The organism is Cytobacillus luteolus (assembly GCF_017873715.1).
Lineage (GTDB): Bacteria > Bacillota > Bacilli > Bacillales > Bacillaceae_L > Bacillus_BV > Bacillus_BV luteola.
On sequence record NZ_JAGGKM010000005.1, the window covers coordinates 311430 to 327202 of the forward strand.

14 protein-coding genes are annotated in these 15773 nt (G+C 37.4%); 11 read left to right on the forward strand and 3 right to left on the reverse strand.

Going from position 1 to position 15773, the window contains the following annotated elements; genetic code table 11:
- Positions 1 to 237 precede the first annotated feature (237 nt).
- The 7 genes from J2Z26_RS15985 (at position 238) to J2Z26_RS16015 (ending at position 7988) form a co-directional block, all read left to right on the forward strand.
- Positions 238 to 1731, forward strand: coding sequence for a methyl-accepting chemotaxis protein (locus J2Z26_RS15985; protein WP_193534516.1), 1494 nt, complete (start codon positions 238 to 240; stop codon positions 1729 to 1731).
- Positions 1732 to 2113: 382 nt separating this feature from the next.
- Positions 2114 to 2986: a YitT family protein gene (locus J2Z26_RS15990; protein WP_406565545.1), complete on the forward strand. Its 873-nt coding sequence runs from the start codon at positions 2114 to 2116 to the stop codon at positions 2984 to 2986.
- A gap of 52 nt (positions 2987 to 3038) precedes the next feature.
- Positions 3039 to 3371, forward strand: a complete 333-nt coding sequence (gene cccB / locus J2Z26_RS15995) for a cytochrome c551 (RefSeq protein ID WP_193534514.1) — start codon at positions 3039 to 3041, stop codon at positions 3369 to 3371.
- 957 nt (positions 3372 to 4328) lie between these two features.
- Positions 4329 to 5015 carry a cell division ATP-binding protein FtsE gene (ftsE, locus tag J2Z26_RS16000; protein ID WP_193534513.1) on the forward strand — a complete coding sequence of 229 codons (687 nt, stop codon included), beginning with the start codon at positions 4329 to 4331 and terminating at the stop codon, positions 5013 to 5015.
- Entirely contained in the window at positions 5005 to 5898 is an 894-nt protein-coding gene (gene ftsX / locus J2Z26_RS16005; protein WP_193534512.1) for a permease-like cell division protein FtsX, read from the forward strand. The genes ftsE and ftsX overlap by 11 nt, the downstream gene beginning before the upstream one ends.
- A 104-nt stretch (positions 5899 to 6002) precedes the next feature.
- On the forward strand, positions 6003 to 7241 hold the full coding sequence (locus tag J2Z26_RS16010) for a murein hydrolase activator EnvC family protein (RefSeq protein ID WP_193534511.1): 1239 nt from the start codon (positions 6003 to 6005) through the stop codon (positions 7239 to 7241).
- 192 nt (positions 7242 to 7433) lie between these two features.
- Positions 7434 to 7988: a DUF4309 domain-containing protein gene (locus J2Z26_RS16015; protein ID WP_193534510.1), complete on the forward strand. Its 555-nt coding sequence runs from the start codon at positions 7434 to 7436 to the stop codon at positions 7986 to 7988.
- Positions 7989 to 8260: 272 nt separating this feature from the next.
- On the opposite strand, the gene J2Z26_RS16020 is transcribed toward J2Z26_RS16015, so the two are convergent.
- On the reverse strand, positions 8261 to 9190 hold the full coding sequence (locus tag J2Z26_RS16020; protein WP_193534509.1) for a winged helix-turn-helix domain-containing protein: 930 nt from the start codon (positions 9188 to 9190) through the stop codon (positions 8261 to 8263).
- A gap of 200 nt (positions 9191 to 9390) precedes the next feature.
- Between J2Z26_RS16020 and J2Z26_RS16025 the strand changes: the two genes are divergently transcribed.
- Both J2Z26_RS16025 and J2Z26_RS16030 read left to right on the forward strand, forming a co-directional pair.
- Positions 9391 to 10095 carry an NAD(P)H-dependent oxidoreductase gene (locus J2Z26_RS16025; RefSeq protein WP_193534508.1) on the forward strand — a complete coding sequence of 235 codons (705 nt, stop codon included), beginning with the start codon at positions 9391 to 9393 and terminating at the stop codon, positions 10093 to 10095.
- A gap of 12 nt (positions 10096 to 10107) precedes the next feature.
- Positions 10108 to 11040: an NADP-dependent oxidoreductase gene (locus J2Z26_RS16030; RefSeq protein WP_193534507.1), complete on the forward strand. Its 933-nt coding sequence runs from the start codon at positions 10108 to 10110 to the stop codon at positions 11038 to 11040.
- 131 nt (positions 11041 to 11171) lie between these two features.
- On the opposite strand, the gene J2Z26_RS16035 is transcribed toward J2Z26_RS16030, so the two are convergent.
- Positions 11172 to 11597: a GNAT family N-acetyltransferase gene (locus J2Z26_RS16035; RefSeq protein ID WP_193534506.1), complete on the reverse strand. Its 426-nt coding sequence runs from the start codon at positions 11595 to 11597 to the stop codon at positions 11172 to 11174.
- A gap of 102 nt (positions 11598 to 11699) precedes the next feature.
- Positions 11700 to 12125, reverse strand: coding sequence for a hypothetical protein (locus tag J2Z26_RS16040; protein WP_193534505.1), 426 nt, complete (start codon positions 12123 to 12125; stop codon positions 11700 to 11702).
- A 488-nt stretch (positions 12126 to 12613) separates the two neighbouring features.
- On the opposite strand from J2Z26_RS16040, the gene J2Z26_RS16045 reads away from it, so the two are divergent.
- On the forward strand, positions 12614 to 14071 hold the full coding sequence (locus tag J2Z26_RS16045) for a S41 family peptidase (RefSeq protein ID WP_193534504.1): 1458 nt from the start codon (positions 12614 to 12616) through the stop codon (positions 14069 to 14071).
- A 397-nt stretch (positions 14072 to 14468) separates the two neighbouring features.
- Positions 14469 to 15662: a PDZ domain-containing protein gene (locus J2Z26_RS16050; protein WP_193534503.1), complete on the forward strand. Its 1194-nt coding sequence runs from the start codon at positions 14469 to 14471 to the stop codon at positions 15660 to 15662.
- Positions 15663 to 15773: the final 111 nt, after the last annotated feature.

Genomic DNA, 15773 nt, shown 5'->3' on the forward strand with positions numbered 1-15773 from the left:
ACAAAATATATAGCCGATATATGAGATACAGAAACCTTAGCTTCGAGATATTTCAAATGATATATTAAGATAGTAAAAACAAGCAATTATAAATAAAATCTAGTTTTACACTATTTACCAAGTGTTAATGTTTTTTTCATACTTTTGTATTAATTCCAACAATTTTCGACAACTTATTTCTTTTGGTATAAAAATATTGTAAAATTGTACTAGTATCAACAATTGGGGGGATTCTTTATGTCAGAGCAAGTCAATTCACTTAAGCAGTTACGGTTACTAGACATTACTCGTAAAAATAAACTAGTAGCAACCGTAACATTCATTTCAGTTATTTTAGCTATTATTGTTGACATTGCAATTAAACAGCCTTTATCTATGATTCTAACCATTGCGATCGGAGGAGGACTATTTGTCCTGATTCTATTTTTACTAAACCACAAGAAAATTTGGATTACTAAAACTCCTTATTTTTCAATAGTAGGTTTGAGTGTTGTTTTGTATTTTATTATGATTGCTAGTGAATCAGTAACAATGATTCTAATTCCGTTTTACTTGTTAACGACAATTGCAATTTATAACATGCGCTCTACATTAATTACTGGAGTTGTATTTGCAGTAGCATTAAGTGCTAACTTCTTTTATATCTCTAGTGCTACCCTTCAATTCGATTTAAGAGTCATTGTTACTTATTATTTATTATTTTCACTTATTGTCTTAACTCTTATATTTTTAAATCGAGTATCACTCAAAATGCAGAGCGATATGAATGAATTACAACAAAAAACACAATTGTTATTTGATCAACAGACTAAACAGGGTGAGCAGCTGATTGAAGGGACGAAAACAATTAGTGAAAACCTTGGTAAAGTACGTGTTCAAAGTGAAGAGCAGCTTCATTCTTTTAATGAAATGAGTATAGCAGTTGGAGAAATCTCTTCTGGTATGGCTACTCAAAACGAGGCAGCTAGCACAATTACAGAATCAATTGAGAGTCTTAATCTGACGGTTGTCAAGTTAGTAAACGCTGCAAGTAACTTAGGATCTCAAACAGATGAAGCGAATGGAGCTTCAAAAGCTGGTAGCGAAACAGTTAATACTTTATTGTCGAAAATCTCAGAGTTCCAAAAATCGATCGACAGTATGTCAACAACGATGAACCAGTTAGTTGAAAAGATTCATGAAACGACTGGATTTACAGATCATATCCAAGAAATTGCGTCTCAAACAAACTTACTAGCACTAAACGCTTCGATTGAGGCAGCACGTGCGGGTGAAAGTGGAAAAGGCTTTGCAGTAGTAGCTGAAGAAATTCGAAAGTTATCATCAGTAACGTCAAATGCGGCAGACCGTATTTCTACGAACCTTTTACAGGTTAATGAAAGTACAAAAGTCTCAAAAACACAAATGGAAGAAAATGCGAAGAAAATGGTTGAGAGTGTAGACCTTACTAAGCAAACAATGGATGCCTTCTCAAGAATTGATAAAACCGTCAATGAATTAAACAGCACAGTAGACCACTTTGAGGAAATTACTTCGGTCATTGGCACATCTTCAAAAGCAATCGAAACATCCGTTGGTGACTTTGCAGCCATAATAGAAGAAACAACAGCATCACTAGAAGAAATCTCAGCATCACTCGAAAACCACAACAACCAAAACAGCCAGCTTGTCTCCTTCATCCAAAACACGGACAACGCTACAGCTAAGTTGGTTGAGTTAGTAAAAGAATAACCGTGGAACCTCTGGATGTTTTCAGAGGTTTTTTTGTTTGATGTTTATTCGACAAATGCCACGTATCTGTCGAATTCTTCAGGATTGGGGGATGTGTTCGACAAGTGCGTGGCATTTGTCGAACGGGCAATAACCTCGCTCAGCATTCGACAAGTGCGTGGCATTTGTCGAATCCTTCGCATGCATCCACCCACATTGACACAAACTATTCACAAAAGCACAAAATCCGTCTTGAAGTTGCTGTATCAGCAAAACAAGAATTTTGTCGCTTTAACACGTTATACCAATGGCGTTTACACATTTACACACCCGTGCTATACTCTCAAAGGTTGTATGAACAACTGTTAGTATTCGCAGTGTTTGGGGGAAATAAATTATGATGATGTCAGCAAAACAAAGACGTAGAAATAATACATTTAATCCTAGGATTCAATTACTCAAGGAGTATATTTACATATTAATTGGCTCAGCAATCGTCGGGATTGGATTCAACTTATTTCTATTACCAAACAGAGTTGCTTCTGGTGGAGTAAGTGGGATAAGTACAATTTTTGATTCATTATTCGGGTGGGAACCGGCCTTTGTTCAATGGGCTTTCAATATTCCACTTTTTATAGCAGGTGTTATTTTTCTAGGAAGACAGTACGGAATTAAAACATTAATAGGAACACTCTTTTTACCATTTGTCGTTTTCCTTACAAGAGACATGGAGCCTGCCACATTAGACCCACTATTAGGTGCCCTGTTCGGTGGAGTGGTAGTAGGTATAGGATTAGGATTGGCGTTCAGGGGAAATGCTTCGACAGGTGGAACGGACCTGGCAGCACAAATCGTGAATAAGTTCACAGGTTTATCTCTTGGTACATGTGTTGCCCTAATTGATGGAATGATTGTTATTGCAGCAGCTTTTGTTTTTGACCTTGAAGGTGGCCTTTATGCTTTAATTGGTTTGTTTGCAACGAGTAAAACAATCGATTTAGTTCAAGTAGGCTTTGGTTATTCAAAGATGGCTATTATTATCACTACTAAACAAGATGAAGTGAGCAAGGGAATCTTTGAAAAAATTGATAGAGGGGTTACAAGACTATCAGCAGTGGGCGGTTATACAGATGATGAGCGTCCAATCCTTATGTGTGTCGTTGATCAAACAGAATTCACTAAATTGAAACAATTGGTCAAAAGCATTGATGCGTCTGCGTTTGTCGTGGTTATGGACGCTTCCGAGGTGTTGGGGGAGGGTTTTAAACGAGCGTAAATTGGTTATAATAGAGATGTATTTCCAAATATTACTCTAGGGGGAGTATTGTGTGAAGAAAAAGCTACTTGCTTTACTATTCGGAACATCGCTAGTGCTAGCAGCATGCGGCGGTGGAGGCGATAATGCAGCTGAACCGGCTGATACTGGGGATGCAGGCGCTACAACTGCAAACGCCGAAAAAATCTATCAACAAAGCTGTGCAGCATGTCACGGTGGAGATTTAACTGGAGGAGCTGGACCTGCATTGAATGCTGTAGGATCTAAGTACTCTCAAGAAGAAATTGAATCAATTATCTTAAAAGGCCAAGGTATCATGCAAGGTGGTATCGTTAAAGGCGAAGAAGCAACAGCTGTTGCTGCTTGGTTAGCTGGTAAGCAATAAGGTAACCAAATGAAGGTTTCTGTCATTGACGGAGGCCTTTTTTGTTTTTTGGTTTTGAGTCTACGACTTATTCAGCCAGGTTTCGCTATAATCGCATCAACGAGTCCGAATCAGCCACTTATTCAGACAGGTTATCCTGCAAACGCACCAAACGTGTCCGAATCCAGCAGTTATTCAGACAGGTTCCCTTGCAATCGCACCAAACGCGTCGGAATCCACCCCTTATTCAGCCAGGTTTCCCTGTAACCTCATCCAACGAGTCGGAATCCACCCTTTATTCAGCCAGGTTTCCTTGTAACCTCATCCAACGAGTCGGAATCCATCACTTATTCAGCCAGGTTTCCTTGTAACCCCATCAAACGAGTCGGAATCCAGCACTTATTTAGACAGGTTCGCCTGTACCCACACCAAACGAGTCGGAATCCATCACTTATTCAGACAGGTTTCCCTGTAACCTCATCCAACGAGTCGGAATCCACCCCTTATTCAGACAGGTTTCCCTATAAGCCCATCCAACGAGTCGGAATCCAGCAGTTATTTAGACAGGTTCGCCTGTACCCACACCAAACGAGACCGAATCCGCCACTAATTCAGCCAGGTTCGCCTGTACCCACACCAAACGAGTCGGAATCCGTCACTTATTCAGCCAGGTTCCCCCTGCAACCTCACCAACCCCTACCGAACCTAAATCTCACCTCTACAATACAGCCTTCTCCAAACATATTCATGTTCCTCTACACAATAATTATTCCAACATATGACAAAAATCCCTCCATGAAATAAAAATGTAATAATTTTAGGTCTGATTTTGGCGAAATATGATGGTATAATGAAAAAGGTGAGAAAGAATTATACTATTTTGTAGAAAAGTAAAATATTAGATTCGGCATTTCTGATAGAAGAATGTCGTCAAAAACATAAGGGTTTGACTATAAACTAACAATCAGGTGAATGATCATGATAGAAATGCTAGATGTATATAAAAAATACCCTAACGGCGTCCTCGCAGTTAATGGGATTAGTATAAAGATAAAACAAGGTGAATTTGTCTATGTTGTTGGACCAAGTGGTGCAGGGAAGTCAACTTTTATCAAAATGATGTACCGTGAGGAAAAACCAACAAAAGGTGTCATTATGATAAATGGAATCAACCTTTCAAAGTTGAAGGAAAAAAAGGTTCCACTTTTACGAAGAAATATTGGTGTCGTGTTTCAAGATTTTAAACTATTACCAAAACTATCAGTATATGAAAATGTTGCCTTTGCCTTAGAGGTCATCGAAGAAAATCCACGTCATATTAAAAAGCGTGTCATGGATGTTTTAGACCTAGTTAAGTTAAAACATAAAGCTAGATTTTTACCAGACGAGCTGTCAGGTGGAGAGCAACAACGTGTATCAATTGCTAGATCAATTGTAAATGCACCAGGCGTAATGATTGCGGATGAGCCTACAGGAAACCTTGACCCTGAAACGTCGTGGGAAATTATGAGGATTTTTGAAGAAATTAATAACCGTGGTACTACCATTGTTATGGCTACACACAACCGTGAAATTGTTAATACAATTAAGAAGCGTGTAATTGCCGTTGAAAATGGAAAAATTGCACGTGATGAAGTTAGGGGTGACTACGGCTATGAAGTTTAGTACCTTAATTCGTCATTTACGTGAGAGCATCAAGAACCTTGGACGTAATGGCTGGATGACATTTGCCTCCGTTAGTGCTGTGACCGTAACCCTATTACTTGTAGGTGTCTTTATCGTTATAATGATGAACCTAAATAGCATGGCTACTTCCATTGAAGAAGATGTGCGTATACGTGTTCATATTGACCTTACAGCTACACCTGAAGATCAGGAAGAGCTCAGAAAACAAATCGAAAAAATACCACAGGTATCAGAAATCGTGTTTTCATCCAAAGATGAAGAGCTTGAAAATTTGAAAAAAAGCTTGGGGGATGAAGGGTCTATCTTCGCACTAGTTGAACAAAATAATCCATTACATGATGTTTTTGTTGTAAAAACAACAGTACCGAATGATATTTCGGTTGTTGCTAAAAAAATTGAACGTTTTTCAAATGTAGCTTCAGCTAAATATGGACAAGGTGAAATTGAAAAGTTATTTAGTGCAGTAGAGATCTCTCGTAATATTGGACTCGCATTAATTATGGGACTAATATTTACAGCGATGTTCTTAATCTCTAACACTATTAAAATAACGATTGTTGCCAGAAGAAAAGAAATTGAAATTATGAAACTAGTAGGAGCTACGAATTCATTTATTCGCTGGCCGTTTTTCCTAGAAGGTCTATTTTTAGGGGCATTGGGTTCAATTATTCCAATTTCAGTGATTCTAGGTTCTTATAATTATCTTTTAGATTTGATACAACCCAAATTAGCAGGAACATTTTTTCAATTACTTCCATTCCAACCATTTGCCATCCAGGTTGCTATCCTTCTAGTATCAATTGGTTCGATTATCGGAGTTTGGGGAAGCTTAATGTCAGTTCGTAAATTCTTAAGAGTTTAATAGTTTTTATAAAAGAAAGATATGGTATCTGTACTTCATGAAGTCACTTAACCTCAAGCGTTCGTTACCATGACCATTGAAAATAGAAGGGAGTAACAGGATAAATGAGAAGACGTTTTTTACTTATCAGTATAGGAATGATGGTTGCAATCGGTACATTCCTATCAACCTCATCTATTGACACTGCATGGGCTGTTGGAAAGAATACACAGCTTGAAAATGAAAAGAAGAAGGTTCAGGAGAAACGTTCCGATGTGAAATCTGAAATGAATGAAAAAGAATACGAGATTTCATCACTTCAGGGGGAACAAGCAAAATTAGAAGCAGATATTAAACGACTAGATATCTCAGTTGCTGAAACAAACGCAAAAATGCGTGAAAAAGAAGCGGAAATTGCTGTTACACAAGAAGAAATTCAACTGCTTCAAGCACAAATTTTGGAAGTTGCTGAAAGAATCAAAAAGCGTGATGCATTGCTAGAAGAAAGAATGCGCTCGATTCAGGAAAGTGGCGGAGTCGTAAGTTATATTGATGTTTTATTAGGTGCACAAAACTTTGGCGACTTTATTGATAGACTTAGTGCATTATCTACTTTTGTTCAGGCAGATAAAGATATAATTAAAACACATCAAGAGGACAAGCTTCTAAAAGAGAAAAAAGAGGAAGAAGTAACAGTCCACTTAGCTAATTTAGAAAATCAATTAACATCTCTTGAAGCCATGAAAGTGGAACTAAATAAGCATATTAAGGAAAAAAATGAGATCATGTCTCAATTAAAGAAACAAGAGGAAGAAATTCACTCCCACCTAGAAGAGCTTGAAGATGAAGAAAAACTTCTAGCTGCACAGGAAGCTGCGATTAAAAAAGAAATCAAAGCATGGGAAAAGAGACAACGTGAAATAGAGGAAGCAAGAAAAAAAGGACAAACTCCTAAAGTGACAGATGGAAACTTTATGAATCCAACAACAGGAAGACTAACTTCGGGCTATGGACATCGTTGGGGGTCATTGCATGCAGGGGTAGACATTGCGAATCGCTCTGCGAATGTCCCGGTAGTTGCAGCAGCAGCCGGTACCGTTTTCCGTTCGTATTATTCAAGTAGCTATGGAAATGTAGTGTTTATAACCCATAATATTAATGGACAAATTTACACAACAGTTTACGCACACTTAGAGTCACGTAATGTGAGTGAAGGCCAGTCTGTTGATAAGGGTACAAGAATTGGTTACATGGGGAACACGGGTAGATCTTATGGAAAGCATCTACACTTTGAAATCCATAAAGGACCATGGAATAATTCAAAATCCAACTCAGTAGACCCTCGTAAATATATAAACTTTTAACCTATGAAACCACATCTTTGAATTAGATGTGGTTTTTTATATCTCCTCACAAAACCAGTCCCATCTTCGAACCCTATCGTAAAAACATAACTCAAAATACATACCTACCATACTTCGACATTTATCGTGAAAAAATGGTAAAATAAACATATCTTATAGTTGTCGTTATGAAGTAGCATGAGGAGGGGACTTATGAAGTATTTTATCTTATTATTTATTCTTACTATGGTGTTAGCTGGTTGTGCGCAGGATGAGAAGTCTGAAGTTACGAATGAGGCTCCAGAATCTAAGGAAACGGCTCCACAGAACGAAGAAACAGCTGAAAGCCCAACTCATGAGTTTTTCAATGAAGATTTTAAAAACTTGCTAAATGAGGGCAAATTAGCAAATGCAGATTTCGGCATAGGTTCAACAGCCGCAGAAATAAAAGAAACTCTAGGTGAGCCTGATCTTGAGGATGTATGGGATGGAGCAAACATACTTCAGTATGGAAATTATGTGTATGGGTACTCTTACTTAGAAGAAGACGATACAATTTATGTAATCGAATATGCACCTGAAAAAGAGTATTATCTAGCAGATTTAACTGCACTATTGGGAGAACCAGAGATATCAGAAATTAGTGATGTAAATGGAAGATATTTCGTGCTTTATCACTTAGAAGGTTTAAAAGAGCTTTGGGTTTATAATCAGAGTGAACAAGAAGATTCTCCTATAGCGAGTATAAAGCTTATAAAGAAATATTAAATATAATGAATTTCACTTGGATTCCATCGGGATTCAGGTGTTTTTTATTTCAAATTGTTTTTTGTAAGGGGTTGATTTTAAGTATATTTTGAAGTCAGAGTGGGATGAAGCGGAAGGCACTTGACTCCTGCGGGAAGTAGAGGAAAGGTCGAGACCCCGCAGACGGAACGTCGAGGAGGCTCGACTTCCTCCCCACGGAAAGCAAGTGCCTGCAGCGAAAAGGAACGGGTACCATTTGAACACTATAATCTTTTAACTTTAAAAAACCTCCTCTACTGAGAAGGTCTAATCACCCGATGAACAAACTCCTGAAAACTATCTGCTAACTCACTAAACCCACTAGCACGGTAACGATATAACTCTGCACAACACTGATCCGTATGATACACACTAATTAACCCAGCAGAACGTAGTGCCATGATATGATGATGTACCGTACTTTTAGAAATATTAATGTAATTCAAAATATCCGTAAACGTTCTCGGCTCATTTGCAACGTATTGTAAAATGCGTAGACGATTTTCATCTGCCAGAGCCTTCGTTAACCTCACTAACTGCTTAGATGGTTGGGAAGCGTCCTCACTACCTATATCTACAGGATAGCGAATGATATACGTATTCTTGTATTTCCAATATACCGTGAGAGGTGTATTATGATAACCCGGAACAAGTACAACCTCCTTAAGCCCTTCAAATGGCTCGATACGAATCCCACCTGAAGCCTTTTCAACTAAGTCTGTTGAATATTTGGTGGTTGATAAGCTTTCATAATAAGCCTTTGATTTCTTAAGTTCCTCTAATACTTGCGGATCAAAGGTAGAAAAATAAGCTTTGTTCCATAGTGATAGATAATGGACATAGCTATCTCGAATCGTTCCTAAATCATTAGGTAGGTTATCAGCGATTATTGGAGAAAGTAGCTCATACAAATTACCAGGTGTTAGCTCTTGTAGCCAGTTTATAAATCCAGTAATCTCTTCTTTTTGCGGTGATAGATATAAAAGAACATTTAAGTAAGAAAGGCATGGGACATCCTTTGAACGTAATTCCTCAAGCAAACCTGGTTCAATCTGTTCTTCAACCGACTTTACCCAATCAATGCCTAAATCTAGGCTCTTCACAAACTTCTTCGAAACAAATAACTCAAGACTATTTATCAACTCATAGATAGGTGAATAATCAACCTTAACTTTATATGTCATGTTTCTACCTCCAACGAACAATACTCTTGTTTTGATAATAACAAAACAATCCCACATTAACAATTAAACAAACTACAAATAATTTTTTATATTTTTTGGTTGAAATTGTTAATTATTCGATTATAATAAGATTAACTATTAAGTTCTATAAAAATAGAACAAAACTAATTAACTCAATACATTAGAACGGAGAGAGACTTATGAATGTTTTAATCGTCTATTCACACCCAAGTCCAACTTCTTTAAATGCGGCTTTGAAAGATACGGCCGTTGAAGTTTTAGAAAAACAAGGACATAAAGTAAAAGTATCTGATTTATACAAAATGAATTTCAAGCCAATTGCAGACCTGGATGATTTTACTGCGATAAAAAACTCAGATAATTTTAGTTACATTAGTGAACAGTATCATGCATCACAAAACCGAACATTCTCAAAAGATATTTTAGACGAGCAAGAAAAACTTACTTGGGCAGACCTTGTTATTTTTCAATTTCCGATGTGGTGGACTGAAGCTCCAGCTATTTTAAAGGGCTGGTTTGATCGGGTGTTTGCTTATGGATTTGCCTATGGGCCAGGTGCATATGATCAAGGAAACTTACGAGGCAAAAAAGCAATGCTTTCATTTACAACTGGAGGTAAAGATTTACGGAACTTCGGTAAAAATCATTTGAAAGGGGAACTTTCTGAGAGATTATTTAACATCCAGCATGAAAAGCTTTATTTTGTCGGAATGGATGTGATTGAACCATTTGTCTTCACAGCTGGAATTGATGAGCAAGGAAAAAAGGAACTTTTTAAACAGTTTGAAGAACGTCTCATTCATATAGAAAGTGCCCCTGTTATTCCGTTTAGACCTGTATCTGACTATGAAAATGGAAAATTAAAAGAAACAACATATTCATAAGGAGTGGAAAAAATGAGAGCAATTGCGATTGAAAACTATGGTGGAATTGAACAGTTAAAAGAAATTGAAGCACCACTACCTGAAGTTGGACCAAAAGATATTCTAATAGAAGTATATGCTTCAGCAATAAATCCCGTAGATATAGCGATTAGAGAGGGTTATTTTAAAGAACGAGTAGCTCACGAATTTCCTGTTGTATTGGGATATGATGTAGCTGGGGTAGTGGCTGCAGTTGGTTCTGATATTAAGAAGTTTAAGGTAGGAGATGAGGTATACAGTTATACTTCCTTAGATAGAAATGGGACATATGCAGAGTTTGTTGCAGTAAATGAAGAGTTTGTTGCTCTAAAACCTAGTAATCTCTCATTTGTTGAAGCTGCTTCTGTGCCTTTAGTTGGAATTACAGCTTGGCATGCACTAGTTAAAGAGGCGATAGTGAAGGAGGGTCAAAAAGTCCTTGTGTTAGGTGGATCTGGTGGTGTTGGAAGCTTTGCAGTTCAGTTGGCAAAAGCACAGGGGGCCATTGTTTCAGCCACGACAAGCACAAAAAACAGTGAACTCGTGAAAGAATTGGGAGCAGACTTTGTCCTTGATTATACAAAAGAAAGTCTTCCAGCATCAGAATACGATGTCATTTTTGATACAGTTGGGGGATATCAAATTAAAGAATTAGTTGGTGCTACAAAAGAGGATGGAAAAATTATTTCAATCACAAGTCGACTTTCTCCAACGAGTCAACAACTAGTAGATGCAAAAGGTATACACTATAACTTGATATTTAGTAGCCCTGATGGGGAAAGCTTAGACCAACTTTCTACCTTGCTATCAAAAGGAAAGATTCGCCCGGTAGTTGGAACTATCTTCTCTTTATCTGATGTAAAAGAAGCGCACTTGCTTAGTGAGTCAAAAAGAGCTGTAGGAAAAATCGTAATCCAAGTTAAATAATCATTACCTAAAATCCAATCAAACGTTTGATTGGATTTTTCAACACCTTGATAACACTGGGCTCAACCCAATTCATCAAACGTTTGTTTGAAAAATAAATGCGCTGAGATAATCTCTGGCGCACTTTATTTTTATAGTGTTTTTACAAACGCATAGCTTGTTTTGGCATATCCCATTTTCTCTTCATAAAAACGGTGTGCATCTTTACGTTGAAGTCCTGAAGAGAGGGCAACGGACGAACAGCCTTCCTGCTCTGCTAGAGTATGAATGTAAGAGAGTAACTTTTCACCATAGCCCTTTGAACGGTACGCCTCAGCTGTAACTAAATCATAGACATAAATATGTTTGCCATTATAGAAGTTTGTTAGCTGGATAATGCCTGTTACAGCTACAATCTCGCCGTCCTCTATGGCAACCAACATACGATACCCTTCGCTAAGCATAGGTTCAAGTAATTCTAAGTAACCTTCTTCATCTAGATGAGTGCGTAATTCATGCATAACCTTAAAAGCTTCAATAAAGTCTTGTTTTGCCGTAAGCTCTTTAAATGCTACCATCCCACATATCTCCTCAGTAATCAGATTCTATCAATACCATAAATTATATATAAAAAAGTAAAAATCCACACCAGAATTTTATCGGTGTGGATTGAAGAATGTTTATTCTTCAGATGTTTTTGTTTTCAATCGTTTTTTAGGGACACGTAAAAGCAAGATTCGCTTACGTCTTAATGAATTGATTAGAAGCTTATTTTGCTTAAGTGTTGGCTCTTCGTACATTTTATCTTCATTTGCAAGATTAGTGTAGAATTCTACTAATTTCATCGCATCATCAAGTGGATATGTTTTGACCGTTTCAAATATTGGTAGGTCATAGCCCTGTGTATAACCTTCCATACTTGATGCAAATACGAATACTTTGAAGCCGTCAGCCTTTTGGGGAGCAGCCACCCTGATATTCCAGTGAGTAGAATGGCGCAAATCTGTAAGCTGATAATTTCTTTCTAAAAAACGGACTCGATCCTGTGATTGCATGCTTACAACCTTGCTAGGATACTGTATAGAATACTTTTGTTGTTTACTCATAAGGACCTCCTTAAAAAAATATGTGATACCACGCGTACCTTTTTACCTAATCATGTACGTATGATGAAGTGTCTAGTTGTAGTGCCAACAGGTATATCAATGTATATGAACCTTTTGGGCCATTTATACGTCGAACAATTATTTCTCATTGTCTTTACACATTTGCGATTAACTTCAATCTTTAGAAAAGGTTTTACTTTACATCATTTAAAATTAACCTATAATTAATAGTAGTCTACATTATTTAAAAATTCATAAAATGAACAAGCTTTTCATATAGTTAACCAAAGGCATCGCACAATGCATGTGTGGTGCCTTTTCCTGCAAGTGTAATGGAAGAAAAAGAAATAGAATAAGAAATTTCCATAATCATACACTAATGATATTGCACTTGTTCTATTTAGGCTGTTTTATAAGAAATGGCTACCTAAGGCATTTATACATTAGTAAAAAACAGCGATTGGTAAAGGGATAGGAGGATGAGTCGTTTGAGTCGTAAAATTCTTGCAATGTACATGGCACTATCAATGCTAATTGGTGCAGGGGGAATGTATGTAGCTACAGAGGTACTAGATGGTACACCATTAGTAGCGGGTAATGATACAGCCTCGGAAAATCAAGCTGCACAGCCTGAACCGAGCGAAGATGCTCAAGAACAGTTAAAGAAGATTGGGCAAGCATATGACTTAATCAAGTCAAGATATGTTGAAGAAATGGATGAAAATGAGTTAATTGAAGGTGCTATTCAAGGGATGGTCAGCACATTAGAAGATCCTTATTCTGTTTATATGGATAAAGATACTGCCGAACAATTTAACCAGTCACTTGATTCCTCTTTTGAGGGAATTGGTGCAGAAGTGAGTATGATCGATGGGAAGGTAACCATTGTTGCTCCATTTAAAGATTCTCCAGCTGAAAAAGCTGGTTTGAAGCCAAATGATCAAATTCTTGCAGTAGACGGTGAAAATGTTGAGGGCTTAGATTTATATGAAGCTGTTTTGAAAATTCGTGGTGAAAAAGGAACGGTTGTTAAGCTAGATGTCATCCGTCCTGGAGTTACTGAAATTATAAAAATTGATGTGACACGAGATGAGATACCAATTGAAACCGTCTATAGCTCTGTAAAAGAGAGCAATGGTAAAAAAGTGGGTTACATTGAAATTACATCGTTTGCAGAAGACACTGCAAAGGATTTTGTTGTAAGCCTAGATGAGCTGGAAAAGCAAAAAATTGATGGGCTAGTAATAGATGTTCGTGGAAATCCTGGTGGGTACCTCGAAAGTGTTGAGGAAATCCTTAAGCATCTAATTACAGAGGAAAAACCTTATGTACAAATTGAAGATCGTACAGGTAATAAACAACGCTTTTTCTCTACACTAAAAGAGAAGAAGGGCTATCCAATTAATGTACTAATTGACCGTGGTAGTGCTTCGGCATCTGAGATTTTAGCAGGTGCACTGAAAGAAGCGGGTGGTTATCATGTTGTTGGTGAATCTTCATTTGGTAAAGGCACTGTTCAGCAAGCTGTCCCAATGGGTGATGGAAGTAATATTAAACTAACGATGTTTAAATGGCTTACACCTGATGGCAATTGGATTCATAAAACTGGAGTAGAGCCTACAATTGATGTAAAACAACCTGACTACTTCTACAGTAATCCAATACAACTTGAAAAGGATTTAGTACCTGATATGAATAATGAGCAAGTGAAAAATGCTCAGCTTATGCTAAAAGGACTTGGATTTGAAACAGGACGTATTGATGGCTATTACAGTAAAGAGACTGAAACTGCCGTTAAAGCATTCCAACAAACAAATAAGGTAACGCCTACAGGTAAAATAGATAAAGCGACAGCTGAATTAATTCAAACACAATTACTTGAAAAAGTACGTGAAGAAGCAAATGATATCCAGCTGCAAACAGCGATGAAAGTGTTGTTTCAATAGGTGAAATGAGATCCCCTCCCGTTGATGGAGGGGATTTTTATATGAGGTTTTTTCTGAATGGGATATCCTGATAGACCGATACATCTCTCCGATTGACCGATAAGATGTCAAAATCAACAGATAAAATTTCAGATTGACCGATAAGAAGTCGAAATCGACCGATATGATATCTAATTCGACCGATATATATTGAAAACCCGGAAAATGTAAAGAAAGCAACAGATATACAGTCCTACCTGACTGATATATCACACGTAAATGATTGAAATGTCCAGCATTTAACCCCCATTCTAAATTTTCCAATAAAATCCGTATGCTTTCGTAAGAGGTTTTGGTAAAATAAAGGATAAGTTTACTAGAATCGTAGTGAGAAATGGATAAAGGGCGGTGATAAGCATTGATAGAGTTGTGGTTAGTTGAATTTTTAAAGGGAATTGGTCGGCTTTTTCTCCACCCACTTTTTTATGGGCTCTTTGGTATGGCGGTCTTCCTTGGTTATTTACGGGTAAAGCGGGAGAGAAAAGTGTTTCATACGAGGCTGCATGATGGGTTCTATGAATTACGTTCACTCTTACCAATGGGGGTTATTTTAGGTTTAGTGCTGTCTATTATAACCATTGGTTCAGGAGTGGTTATGCCGTTCGGGACAATTGCTTTAATTGGGGTTATCACTATTTTATTGAGCTTAACCTTTAGTCTACGTTGGTTATCACCATCCTATGTTATTGGCTTTTCGATGTTTGGTATCATCTTTCTATCAACTCTAAGTAGTGAGTCTAGCTTTTTACAAGGTTTGATAGAAGATTTTAAAAATACGTCTTTAACAGCTGTTGTAGTGTTATTAGCACTGCTAGTTATTTCAGAGGGGTTACTCGTACTAAAGAATGGTACCAAGGGGACATCTCCTCATATTGAACAAAGTAAGCGTGGCTTACCGGTAGGCTCACACCTTACAAGACGTTTGTGGATGGTTCCTGTTTTTCTAATACTTCCCGGTGAGGTACTTCAAACACAATTTCAATGGTGGCCACTTTTTTCACTTAATGATGGCCAATATGCACTTACATTCGTTCCTTTTGCAATAGGATTTCAAAATAAAACACTAGGTATGCTTCCTTCTGATGGTATACGGTTTATTGGGAAACGCATTATTGCTCATGGAATCGTACTTGCTGCATTAGCAGTAGGGAGCATTTGGTATCCGTTACTCGCCATTGTTGGCGCTTCCTTAGCACTAATTGGGCGAGAACTCATATCCATTCATCACCGATTAACAGACGATTCAATGCCGTTCTTTTTTTCAAGAAAGGACCATGGTTTAATGATATTAGGGATCATTCCAAAAACTCCTGCTGAAAAAATGGGCTTACAAGTGGGTGAAATAGTTACAAAAGTAAATAGCATCCCGGTGAAATCTGAAGGTGGATTTTACGAAGCTCTTCAAAAAAACAGAGCATATTGTAAACTGGAAATTGTCGATACGAATGGTGAAGTCCGTTTCGTACAACGTGCACTTTACGACGGTGAACATCATGAATTAGGTATATTGTTTGTATATGACCAGAAAAAGTGGGAAAATAAAGCGGTTTAACGAACTTAGCTTATATTCTAACTAAAAACATATGTACAAAAAATCCAACAGCGCATGTTGGATTTTTTTCATCTTTAAAGGGCTATCTTTCCTATTCACTTTCTATTATAA